Source organism: Microcoleus sp. S28C3 (assembly GCF_036700785.1).
Taxonomy (GTDB): domain Bacteria; phylum Cyanobacteriota; class Cyanobacteriia; order Cyanobacteriales; family Microcoleaceae; genus Microcoleus; species Microcoleus asticus.
In genome coordinates this window covers 1-12103 of record NZ_JAUBPO010000151.1, presented here as the reverse complement: position 1 = coordinate 12103, position 12103 = coordinate 1, and the positions used below count along the sequence as shown (strand labels likewise).

General features: G+C 46.6%; 10 protein-coding genes. 3 read left to right on the top strand and 7 right to left on the bottom strand.

Annotation, left to right across the window (positions count from 1 at the left end; translation table 11 throughout):
- Positions 1–81 precede the first annotated feature (81 nt).
- Entirely contained in the window at positions 82–1122 is a 1041-nt protein-coding gene (locus QUA13_RS29260; RefSeq protein ID WP_333204188.1) for an ABC transporter permease, read from the bottom strand.
- 247 nt (positions 1123–1369) lie between these two features.
- A complete protein-coding gene (locus tag QUA13_RS29255) occupies positions 1370–1882 on the bottom strand; it encodes an adenine phosphoribosyltransferase (protein ID WP_333204186.1) in 513 nt (170 codons plus the stop codon).
- A 237-nt stretch (positions 1883–2119) separates the two neighbouring features.
- Between QUA13_RS29255 and QUA13_RS29250 the strand changes: the two genes are divergently transcribed.
- Positions 2120–3286 carry a pyridoxal phosphate-dependent aminotransferase gene (locus QUA13_RS29250; protein ID WP_333204185.1) on the top strand — a complete coding sequence of 389 codons (1167 nt, stop codon included), beginning with the start codon at positions 2120–2122 and terminating at the stop codon, positions 3284–3286.
- A 313-nt stretch (positions 3287–3599) separates the two neighbouring features.
- Here the strand turns inward: QUA13_RS29250 and QUA13_RS29245 are convergent, their stop codons facing one another.
- Positions 3600–4373 (bottom strand): RNA polymerase sigma factor SigF, encoded by a 774-nt coding sequence (locus tag QUA13_RS29245; RefSeq protein WP_333204183.1) that lies wholly within the window; start codon positions 4371–4373, stop codon positions 3600–3602.
- Between the two features lie 463 nt (positions 4374–4836).
- Positions 4837–5679, bottom strand: coding sequence for a photosystem II manganese-stabilizing polypeptide (locus QUA13_RS29240; protein ID WP_333204181.1), 843 nt, complete (start codon positions 5677–5679; stop codon positions 4837–4839).
- A 399-nt stretch (positions 5680–6078) separates the two neighbouring features.
- Between QUA13_RS29240 and QUA13_RS29235 the strand changes: the two genes are divergently transcribed.
- Positions 6079–6441: a hypothetical protein gene (locus QUA13_RS29235; RefSeq protein WP_172189867.1), complete on the top strand. Its 363-nt coding sequence runs from the start codon at positions 6079–6081 to the stop codon at positions 6439–6441.
- A 66-nt stretch (positions 6442–6507) separates the two neighbouring features.
- Here QUA13_RS29235 and QUA13_RS29230 read toward each other — a convergent pair whose 3' ends face one another.
- Complete coding sequence (locus QUA13_RS29230; protein WP_333204179.1) at positions 6508–8208, bottom strand: calcium-binding protein; 1701 nt, start codon at positions 8206–8208, stop codon at positions 6508–6510.
- 93 nt (positions 8209–8301) lie between these two features.
- On the opposite strand from QUA13_RS29230, the gene QUA13_RS29225 reads away from it, so the two are divergent.
- Complete coding sequence (locus QUA13_RS29225; RefSeq protein WP_333204177.1) at positions 8302–8424, top strand: hypothetical protein; 123 nt, start codon at positions 8302–8304, stop codon at positions 8422–8424.
- Positions 8425–8658: 234 nt separating this feature from the next.
- On the opposite strand, the gene QUA13_RS29220 is transcribed toward QUA13_RS29225, so the two are convergent.
- Both QUA13_RS29220 and QUA13_RS29215 read right to left on the bottom strand, forming a co-directional pair.
- Positions 8659–10170 (bottom strand): ATP-binding protein, encoded by a 1512-nt coding sequence (locus QUA13_RS29220; protein ID WP_333204175.1) that lies wholly within the window; start codon positions 10168–10170, stop codon positions 8659–8661.
- A 75-nt stretch (positions 10171–10245) separates the two neighbouring features.
- Positions 10246–12018 (bottom strand): hypothetical protein, encoded by a 1773-nt coding sequence (locus tag QUA13_RS29215; protein ID WP_333204173.1) that lies wholly within the window; start codon positions 12016–12018, stop codon positions 10246–10248.
- Positions 12019–12103: the final 85 nt, after the last annotated feature.

The following is a 12103-nucleotide window of genomic DNA, read 5'->3' as shown; positions in this document are numbered from 1 at the left end:
AATAAATCCTCAACATTTAAAAAACTGGTTTACTAAATGCTGTTACTGTCATCTATAAACCTGCAATCTGCTGTAAGTCTACTATTTCAAATCTTCGAGCTTAATCCGAGGATCGACAGCTTTCAGCAGCAAATCCGCCAACAAATTCCCCACAATCAACATGGTTGCACCCATCATCAAACTTGCCATTACTAAATACAAATCTTGATTGTTCACCGCCTCCAAAGTCAGCTTTCCCAAACCAGGCCAATTAAAGAAAAATTCGGCAATAAACGCACCGCTCAACAAACTAGCAAACTCAAAACCCAATAGGGTAATCAACGGATTAACAGCATTCCGCAAAGCGTGAACGTAAATTACTCGATCGTCCGGCAAACCTTTCGCCCGCGCTGTTCGGATATAATCTTGACGCAGCACGTCCAACAATTGTCCGCGCATCAATCTTTGCAAACCAGCAAAACCAGTAACGCTGAGGGCGACAGTTGGCAAAATTAAGTGCCAGCAGTAATCGAGGATTTGACCCCACCAAGGTAAGTCTGCGTGGTCGATACTTGTCATTCCTCCGACGGGAAACAGAGGCGAAGTATTTTGTGCGAAAAATAGCAGCAACAAAGCTGTAATAAAGCTCGGAAATCCCTGTCCGGTGTAGCTGACTACTTGCAAAACTCGATCGACTGTGCGGTTTTGATTGACGGCGGCGACAATTCCCAAAGGAATGGCGATCGCCCAAGTCACAAACATAGATGCGATCGCCATCAACAGCGTCGCCGGTACCCGTTCCCACAGCAGCGAAGCTACCGATCGCTGATACACAAAACTCGTGCCAAAATTCCCCCGCGTCACAATTTGTTGCAGCCACAGCCAATACTGCACAATAGCTGGTTTATCTAAGCCGAACTGCTGTTCGAGTTGCTTGAGTGTTTCCGGCGAAATCTTCGGATTTTGGCTCAAAGTATCCAAGTAATTTCCCGGTGCTAGCTCAATAATTGCAAAACAAAGAGCCGATGCCAAAAATAGCGTTAAAAGTGCCTGCAACAGTCGCTTGACAACATAAGTAAATGTCTCCCCACCAAACAGAGAACTCAACCCTCGCCAATTTCGATTCAATTTAATAGAAGTCATAGGATTTTAGATTTTAGATTTTAGATTTTAGATTTTAGATTTTAGAATTGAAGAATTGAAGAATTGTGAATGATATTAATTCCGGTTGCATCGGAATGATTTAACCGCTCTTAACGCAGAGATCGCAGAGTCAGAGAAGAGAGAGATGAATAATTCCGATGCAAAGGTCAAGGATATTATTTGTCAGTAGTTTTTACTCAACTGTCAACTGTCAACTGCCAACTGTCAACTGTCAGCAGTTAACTAACTAATATTCAACTAGCGTGACGATCGGCACATCCGGCAATTTCTCCCTGCCGCCCAAAGCCTGCAATTCAATGATAAAAGCAAAACCGACAAGCTCGCACCCAGCTTGCTCCAACAATTTAGCCGTCGCCATCGCCGTTCCGCCAGTGGCGATTAAATCGTCCACAATCAGCACCCGGCTGCCGGATGTCATCGCATCTCGGTGCATCTCCAGTCGATCGACACCGTATTCCAATTCGTACTCAGCAAAATGAACCGCACCTGGCAGTTTCCCTGGTTTGCGGACAGGAATAAAGCCTATTCCCATTTTATAAGCCAAAGGCGCGCCAAATATAAAGCCTCGGGATTCCATGCCCACCACATAGTCAGCAGACATTTCAGAGCATTTTTCGGCTAAGCTGTCAATGGTGTAGTTGAGGCCTTGCGGGTCGCGCAGCAAAGTTGTAATGTCTCGAAACAGAATTCCCGGCTTTGGGAAATCAGGAATGTCGCGAATCAGAGATTTGAGATCCATAAGCTTGCAGATCGGCGTTGAGGGTAACGAGGCATCAAAAATGGTACAATAATAACGTCAAAATTTAAAATATTAAAAATAAAAATTAAAACTAAGAGCTTCTTTAATTTTTATTCTTTAATTGCTTAATCCTTTACGTACTATGTAAACAAATGTCATAATTCCCTAACAACAGGGTTGAATATCAAGATTTGTCACCCTAAGATCTAAAGTCAAAAATCTAATATCTAAAATCCAATGATTAAGTTGGCAGCACGAGTGGGCGAGGTTCCTCCTTCCATAACCTTGGCGATCGCAGCTAAGGCTAAAGCCATGAAGGCCGAAGGGATTGATGTCTGTAGTTTGAGTACAGGAGAACCAGACTTTGATACCCCCGAACACGTTAAAGCAGCGGCAAAACAAGCTTTAGACGAGGGGAAGACTAAGTACGGCCCTGTGACTGGGGAACCGCAGTTAAAAGCTGCGATCGCCCGCAAACTCCGCGAGGACAACAACCTTAACTATCAACCTGAAAATATCATCGTCACCAACGGCGGCAAGCATTCGCTCTACAATCTGATGATGGCTCTGATCGATCCGGGGGATGAAGTAATTATCCCTGCTCCCTACTGGCTGAGCTATCCAGAAATGGTAAAACTCGCCAGCGGCAAGCCTGTAATTGTACGGACAGATGCTTCTACAGGATATAAAATTACACCGGAACAACTGAGTCGAGCGATTACTCCCAAAACCAAGTTATTTGTACTGAATTCGCCTTCTAACCCAACGGGAATGGTGTACACTCTGGCGGAAATCAAAGCACTAGCCGAGGTGATAGTCGATCGAGATATTCTAGTCGTTGCTGACGAAATTTACGAAAAAATTATATATGACGGCGCCCAACACGTCAGCATCGGTTCCCTGGGTCAAGAAATCTTCGATCGCACCCTGATCAGCAGCGGTTTTGCCAAAGCTTACTCGATGACAGGCTGGCGAATCGGTTATTTGGCCGGGCCGATCGAATTAATCAAAGCCACCAGCACCATTCAAGGTCACAGTACCTCAAACGTGTGTACTTTTGCACAGTACGGCGCGATCGCAGCTTTGGAAAGCAGCCAAGAGTCTGTAGAAAAAATGCGTCAAGCTTTTGCCGAAAGGCGTCAGGTAATATTTGAATTGCTCGATGCTGTCCCCGGAATTAGCTGCATCAAACCAGACGGTGCTTTCTATATGTTTGTCAACATCAGCAAAACAGGAATGAATTCTCTGGAATTTTGCGACGCTTTCTTAGAACAGCAGCAAGTAGCAGTTATTCCGGGGATTGCTTTTGGTGCAGACGACCACATCCGCTTGTCTTACGCCACCGATTTAGGCACAATTAAAAAAGCCGTAGAAAGGCTCGATAAATTTGTCCGCAGCATCTAAAAATTAGTTAGTAGTCATTAGTCATTAGTCATTAGTCATTTGTTATTTGTTCTTGGTAGCAACTGACTAATTACCGATCGCTGTTGACTATTGACTGTTGACTGAATACTGCTGACTGTTGACTAATACCAATTTTAAAAACTATTGCTAAAGTAATTCTCTTATATAAATTATCGTTGATTCGCTCTCACCACCGGCCGGACACGGCAGTGCCGTTTCCCTACAGACGATAGCTGATAATTTATATCTAGCACTACTTTTCAGAATTGGTATAACTACTGCTGACCAATGACCAATGACTAATGACTAATGACTAAAGCTGTTTCGTCATGATTTCTTTGAGCAAATCCAGCCCCTTCTTAACTCGCCGAGAAACAGTCACCGCACTGATACCCAAGCGTTCAGCCGTTTCTTTCTGCGTCAAATCGTAGAGAAAAACAAACTCCAATATCTCGCGAGTCCGTTGTTCCAACATAGCCAAAGCTTGCTGTACGCGAATTTGATCCTCTTGCGCCAACTGAAAACTCCGATACTTGGTATCGGGAACCAATTCTCCGAGACAAGTAGCCCCCTCATCTTCATCTTGCATCGGCGCGTCCAAACTCAGAGGCGATCTGTTGAGATGGGCCAACTTAATTTCTTGCCATTCTTCTACAGAAACCTCGAGCACCGCTGCTACTTCAGCATCCGTAGGTTTGCGGTTGAACTGCACCTGCAAATCCTTGATCGCTGCTACAGATTTGCGTTCCAGGGACTGCCAGTGGCGGGGAAATCGCACAGAAGGGCTTTTGTCCCGCAAGTAGTGTTGAATTTCGCCCCGAATGTAGGGAATTGCAAAGGAACTAAAAGCGTGTCCCTTCGACATATCAAACCGCTCGATCGCCCTGATCAACCCAATACACCCTACTTGCAGCAAATCGTCGTAGCTTTCACTGCACTGGTTTAGCCAGTGGTAAACTTCTTTTCTCACCAGTCCAATATTCAGTTTAACTAACTGATTGCGGATTTCATTCGATCCCGAAAGTTGGTACTCGCGCAACAATTGCAAATTGTCGTTCTTTAGATCGTTGGGCACTGTGGTAGACATAGCGGCATAAGGGTTGGTAGAGGAGAGGACTGAGGTTGCTTTAGATCGAGTTTCCAATACAGTCTAAAATAATTCACTTTTAGGTAGTGTAATCCTAGCACTTAATAGGTGTGATAGCGGACACACCTTTTGATTTTTGGGAAGGTGCAGGGATTTAGGGCGACGATCCGAAGGCCTTCGGCAGAAGGCAGCATTTTACCAGGTAGAAGGTTTTCGGCACAATCCCGAATTTAACCGGGATTTTTTACCACTATATTATAATCTGAAAGCGGTTTCAATACAATACTTTAATTAATTTAAAATCCCAACTTACATTACTTGTAGCTAATCACAATCAAATCATAAATTTAGTCATTAGTCAACAGTCTTAATTTATATTGGTCAAGACTGTTGGCTAATGAAGGGCGAGCAGTAGCTTTATGGCAAAAAACTGCTCAAGTTCGATCTATCCAGAAACCCAATTTTACGACACAGAAGGCTCAATGCGAGCGTAAAACAAACCCCGAATTTTCACGTCCAGAGCAGGTCTAGCTCCCAAATCAGTATCAGAAGGCTGCGTGCTCTCAAAAATCCCGCCAACTTCGCCAGTGGCGCTATTGACTTTAGCAACTTGGAGAGAAATTTTGCCCGCCTTGGTGCGGGTGTCAGCCAGCTTTACATTAGAGCGGTTCAGTTTGGAATTGTCAGTAGCCGGAAGCGCTACAGCATTATCGTAGCCAGTCGCTACCCCGCGAGCTTTAGGGTCTAAAAAGCCTGCGCTGCGGTAAGAAGGAACGTTAAAATCCCCTCGCAAATCGGTGGAAGTATTGATAGCAACCACTCCCGGTTCGGAACTGGCCACTAGCTGTTTAATGGTAAACAAGAAAGGTACTTGCTCTCCGCCCGGTAACTGAATCGTAATAGCTTGAAAATCCAAGCCGTCTTCTTCTGTGAAAGTCAGAGTTCCGTCATTACCGACATTAAGCGTACCTTGAACTTGGTCAATGCTCGACGTGAACCGGGTCAGCAATTTACCAGGCACAAATTCCGCCTCTTGGCGTTTGTTTGCTGGTTCTTCCTTCACAAAAAAAGTTGTGGGCTGCAAACACAAACCAGTCAGTTTATAGGTGTCGCCCGCTTCGAGGGGGATCGATCCCCGAGAAGTTTCTGCCAAGCTAGGGCAGTTATTAGCCAATCCAGTACCTCTAATCTGGTCGTAGGTGAGCAACTCGGTAGTCGCCACCGTCGTGTCAGAAGCAGAAGAACAAGCAACCAGCGCACTCATGCAAAATGCTAAAAGTGCAACAATTAAAGCACGATATTTCATTGCAAACCTCAATATCCAACATCGGATTATATTAAGAAAAAGCCTTACTTCGAGCAAAATATAATTGCCCGCCGGCAGGCTACGCCAGCGCTTTGGGCAGCATTTAGATCCAGATCGCTCGCTTCACCGAGACAGACATTGACTCAAAAAATCAAGCTAGTCCAGTGAAAATAAGCAAGAACTTATGATTTCTCAATCATGTTCGGATCGCAGCCCAATACACATGGTACGACGGGTTGTGCTCTTTTCTTGGCTTGGACTGCAAATTAATATTGCTTAAGTCAACCTACTTAAGTTACTTTGCTTATGACCCCGAATGGCGATCGCGACTAGCTCGATTAGTCGGCTGACCAAAAGGCTGGGGACAAACGCCTTGTAGATTTCAAAGGAAGCAGCAGTATGGACAACGGCAAAGATTTAGAGTCAGAAAAGTTGCAGTCTCAAATGCAATCGCTGACAGAGGCGATTCGGACTTTAGCCGAAAGTTGTCAGGGAGACAGTCTGCTGCTTTTGGCCCTGCTGCGGACGCTGGAAGCTTCGCACCGGGAAATTCGGGACGGTTTGTTTCAAGCGTCTTTTCCCGACAACCGCCAAGCACTTTACAAACTACTCAAGAATATTGAAGCCAATGGTGGCTGGCCTTACATCCACCGCATGAAACTTCGATCGCTCTTGGGGTACACCCAACAATTATCTCCCCTAGAAGATTCTCCAGCCGAGTTGCCAGAAGACTCGGCCGAGACTCCACAAGACGTTAAATAGTTTTGAGTTTTGAGTTATGAGTTTATGTAAAAATCACAAACTCATAACTGAGCTGGGCGATCGCACCTATAACCCGAAAGGTGTAGGTGTAAGACCAGGTATCAGGTTCGGCACCGCCGTCGGGAATATCCGCGTCTGGTCCGGCAGTGGCAATAGTCCGGGAGCCTGCCTCGGGGCGATCGAACTAATTGACAGCAGGGGCGAATCAGCATCAGGCACGCTAACTGTCGGCGGAGTTGGAATCCTCGAAGCAGTCGGAGTCGGAGTCGGTGCTGCTGTGGGAGTCGGAGTCGGAGTCGGCGTCGGCGTCGGAGTCGGTGCTGCTGTGGGAGTCGGAGTCGGCGTCGGCGTCGGAGTCGGTGCTGCTGTGGGAGTCGGCGTCGGAGTCGGCGTCGGAGTCGGTGCTGCTGTGGGAGTTGGAGTTGGAGTCGGCGTCGGAGTTGGAGTTGGAGTCGGAGTTGGAGTTGGAGTTGGAGTTGGAGTCGGAGTTGGAGTTGGAGTCGGAGTTGGAGTTGGAGCCGGAGTTGGAGCCGGAGCTGGAGCCGGAGTTGGAGTTGGAGGTTGATTTGGATCTGTAATTGTGGTTGTAACTGTAGTTGTAGTTGTAATCGTGGTTGGTCTGGGGGGAACCGTCCCAGTCACAGCGATAAAATCATTGGCATCGAGCAGCGCTGCCGGAGTGTCTGTCAAAATTGCTAAAAGCTTGCCGTCGAGCGTCGTAATTACTGTATCCCTGATATTTGCACCGTTACCTTGCCGAACTTGCAGTTGAGCGAAAGATAAATTGCTCGGCAGTCCAAAGAAATCCTCTGCCTCATTGTAATCAGTAATTAAAGCCAAACTGCCAGGCCCGGCTCCCAATCCAAAAACATCGCTGCCGCTGCCGCCAGTCAGAGTATCCGAACCCTCACCTCCGATCAGAGAATCATTACCCTCTGCCCCAAATAAATTGTCATTGCCGAAACTGCCCAAAATTGTATCGTCGCCGATACCTCCAGCCAACGAGTCATCGCCAAAACCGCCGTCTAGAGCATCATTACCTTTGCCACCAAACAGGAAGTCATTGCCTTCATCTCCCAGTACCGAGTCGTCGGCTTCATCCCCGCGAAGCGTATCGGAACCTGTGCCGCCAAAAGCTGTATCGTCAGCCTTGCCGCCGAATATCTGGTCGTTACCAGCATCTCCGAAGAGCGAATCGTTGTCGGCATTGCCGTACAAAGTGTCGTCGCCGTCGCTGGCACTCAAGTAATCGTTGCCCTCACCGCCCAACAGTTGATCCCTGCCGCTACCGCCGTTGAGAGAATCGTTCCCAAAATTCCCGTAGAGAAAGTCCTCATCAGCATTCCCGAACACGGAATCGTCGCCGTCATTCCCTGTGAGGGTGTCGTTGCCAGTACCGCCGGCAATCACATCAAAGCCTCCGTTGCCAAAAACTAAGTCGTCCCCAGCGTCTCCCACCACGCTGTCTATCCCGTCGTTGCCTTCGAGGATGTCGTTGCCCAAACCGCCGCGAATCGAGTCGTCGCCGTTCCCGCCGGAAGCAAAATCGCGGCCTTGGTTGCCAATAAGTTCGTCATTTCCTTCACCGCCAATCAGCGAATCTGCTCCGTCACCTCCAAGAAGCTGGTCGTTGCCGCCGTCGCCCTCTAGGGTGTCATCTCCTCCCGCACCCAGGGGCGTGTCATCGCCATCTAAGGCGCGAATTCGATCGCTCAGCGGAGTTCCTAGAATAAAGTCGTTGCTGTCTGTGCCGATCAGGTTTGCCATACGGGATACACCGGTCCTCAATAAAATAAATTGTTTGAAATTATGTTAATCGCCTTCGTGACAAGGGATTGCTGCTTGCCTAGGTTAGCATAATTGAGATTTTGGCAATCTGGCGAAGGGGCGCTGGAAGTTTTGCCCGTGTCCGCAGTTGCGATCGGGGCTGGTATAATGCCCGATCGGCAATCTCATTTAGTTATTATGGATTTTTTTAAATAGAAATTAGTCGATCGGACTCAAGGAACTCAAACTCGACAAACAAAAGGAGGAAGAATGAAAAATGAATAACCTTTTTCATTCTTCCTCCTCCTCAAATTTTTAGTTCTGATACTACTTTGAAACAAGAATACAAATGTAGGCCAGCTCCAAATCATTAGGTCATCTGTCATTCCCAATTCTTCAATCTAAAATCTAGAATCTAAAATCAAAAATGATGAACAATGCCCTCTACTTTTATCCGTTAACAGGTAACACTATCTCAAATTCACTTCCTCCCCCCAAAGTAGAATTGACATTAATTGTTCCGCCGTGGGTCTCGACTACAATCTGGCGGGCGATCGCCAATCCTAATCCTGTGCCTTTTCCTACTGCCTTCGTGGTGAACAAATGGTCAAAAATCCGCTGTTTCACGGCTTCAGTCATGCCCGCACCGTTATCGGCAATCTGAACTTTGATGTGCCGATCGCCCGACAGACTGGTACGAACTGTGATACAGTGTGGATTTGCTTTAATTGCCTCCAAACTGCGTCCTTGGTTTGATTCTTCTAGGGCATCGATCGCGTTAGCAAGCAGGTTCATAAAGACTTGGTTCAGTTGACCGGGAAAGCATTCGATGGGGGGGAGATTGCCGTAGTCTGTGACGACTTCGATCGCAGGATGGTGTTCGTTGGCTTTCAGGCGATGTTTCAAAATTAAGATGGTGCTGTCAATGCCCTCATGGATATTAAAGGGAACTTTGTAGTCTTTATCGGCTCTTGAGAAAGTGCGGAGGCTGGTGCTAATGCCGCGAATGCGATCGCACCCGACTTTCATCGACAACAGCATCTTTGGCAAATCTTCTAAGGCATACTCTAAATCAATATCCTCAGCATTTTCTTCGATTTCCTCGCCGGGATTTGGCAGTTTTTCTTGATATAACTTTAAGTGGGAAATCAAATCTTTGATCGTGGTGGTTGCTTCCTCAATATTGCCGCTAATAAAGCCGACAGGATTATTTATTTCGTGGGCTATTCCTGTGACTAAATTACCCAAGGCGGACATTTTTTCGCTTTGCACGATCTGTAACTGTGCTTGCTGCAGATCGAGGAGCGATCGCTCTAATTCTTGTGCATAAGCTTGAGATTGTTGGTACAGGCGGGCATTTTCTAGAGAGATAGCCGCTTGGGCGCACAAAAGTTGGATGACTTCAGTGCGATCCTCTGTAAATGCACCAATTGTCAAGTTATTTTCTAGATATAGCAAGCCGATTAATTTACCCTGATTTAAAATTGGCGCGCACAGCACACTTTTGGGCTTTTCCTGCATCAAATAAGGATCGGCAATAAAATCGCTTTGTACTGCTGCATTATCCAAAACTACAGTTTTCCAAGTCCGCTTAACATAGTTGACCACAGCAGCGGGAACCTCGTCGCTGGCTGACAGCGGTACAGATATTGAGATGACATCTCGATGGAAGGAGGCAACAGCTTCGATCGCGAGATTCCCATCCTTAAGCAACAGCAGAACTGCTTTTTTTGCCCCGGCATTTTCCATCACCACACACATCAGTGCAGCCAGCAATTTTTCTAATTGAATTTCACTCGATAGAGTTTGGGAGGCTTTGAGAATTGTCGCGAAATCGAGGGCTTCGTAAATACTGCTACTGCTAGATAGAGTTGTGTGCCAGGTTTGATGTAAAACTGACGATTTATTGATTGTGTGGAGGCGAGTTTCGCTGATTCCAAAACGATTTTCTCTTGCCTGCAATATGGGAGCAAGAAGTTGGGGATAGCGTTTTTCTAAGTCATCGATTTTGGCTTTCGCACCCCAGCGAGCATAACATTAGTAGGCTTCTTGCATATAAGCTTGCGCCACTTTTTCTTTGCCCCAGTCGAGGTAGAATTTAGCTGCTAGTTCGTTAGCGAGAGCTTCTTCTTGGATGTATTCGTTTTCTTTCGCTCCAGAAATGGCGCGATCGTACATTTCAATAGCTTCTGCCCTCTGTCTGGCAACTCGGTATTTCTCTGCTTCTACCAACTGCCACTTATGCAAATAATTCATGGGGGCGTGTTGTGCCCAATGCTGCAACTTCCTTTGATTTTCCTCAACTCGTTGCCACTGCGTTTCTAACTCAGCCTCAAACTCAGGAGTGGCCAGGGCTATGAGTGAGTCATAGAAATATAAACCAGCTTCGGAAGTAGTTCCTACGCTTCCCGCTATATACTGTCTTGCTCGATCGACATCTGCTGCGGCCCCAGCAATGTCTCCCAGCAGGAATCTCAACGTTGCCCTGTACAGATAGAAGATGCAGAGTCGGTAAAAATCGTTAGAGGCAAACGACTGAGAAACCAGCTTCTCCTCATAGCCTTCCTCTTCAAAGGAAATCTCCAAGTTGTTTGGATTACCCAATAAAAACAGCGTTGCTTCCCAAAAAACCGAACAATAATTTGCCGTCGTTAGTTGGTTGAGGTCGAGTAATTGCTGACGGTATGCCCGAATTTGGGGTTCAAGTTCTGCCAAAGGTTGACCGCACCAGTAGGCATTTATACAAAATGCCTGCCCACCATACCCGACAAACTCTAGATTGCCTGTTTCTAATCCGGCTTGATAGCCTGCCTGAATAATGGGGACGGTATCCCGCAAATGCGATTTGCGATGGTACAAACAGAGTCCGATCACAGAAAAAGTTTCAGAACGAATATTTTTGGCATCCGCGCCACTGGCAAGACGATAAGCTAATCGGCCAAACCGATCGGCTACCGTCACATCTTGTAGAAAGCTGTTGAGAAAAATGCCATAACAACTATAGCTATAAGCTGAACTGCGACTGTTGCCATATTGGATAGATAAATTTACCTGTAAGGCCGTCACCAGTGCAAACAAAGACGAACCAATCAGATAACAAGCTGACACCATACTTGCCGCCACTTGCATCGTAGCCAGCTTTTGGGGGTTTACCATCGCTGGCAGATCGAATAAGTCTTCAATAGGTCGATCGCCGATCGAGCTATTAATTTCCTGCACTGCTTGCTGAATATCTTCTGATGTAGGGCGATCGGGCAATTCAACTCCTAATTCTTTGAGACTCAACAAACCGATAGCAATTGCTTCTAAAAACTTGTTCTGGGACGATAATGCCTGAATTTTGACGATGTAAACGCTCACTCGCTCTAGGGGAGTTCTGGTATGATGAATCACAGTGTCAATCCACCGATCCATCTGGTCAAATTCACCACAGAGTGAAGCCACTTCGGCGGCTATTTCGTGCAAGTTCAAGGTCATCTCGTACTGCCGTTGCCAAGCGCTCTCTCCAAGCAAATTTAGCCCGATCGCAGCATACTCGCGAGCAGCTTGATAAGCAGTAGCAGCTCTGGCTTTGCGGCAAGCCGTGAGGTTGAGTTGTGCCAAATCGGATCGTTCTGTTTGGTCTTCAATCAGCGCAATCCCATAATTCAACTGATTGACAACTGAAAAAATTTGCTCTTCTATAGCTGCGGGTGAAATTTGCTGGATCAGCAATTGTCCAATCTGATAGTGAACGCGCGATCGCTCTTGTTGGGGAATTAAAGAATAGGCAGCTTGCTGAACGCGATCGTGCAAAAACTTGTAATTCACCACCGGGAGCAGGGGGAACGCATCTTATTGAACACTGTTCATCAGTGGTGAGGATATTGTGATATAAATTCAGCATTCTTAGAAG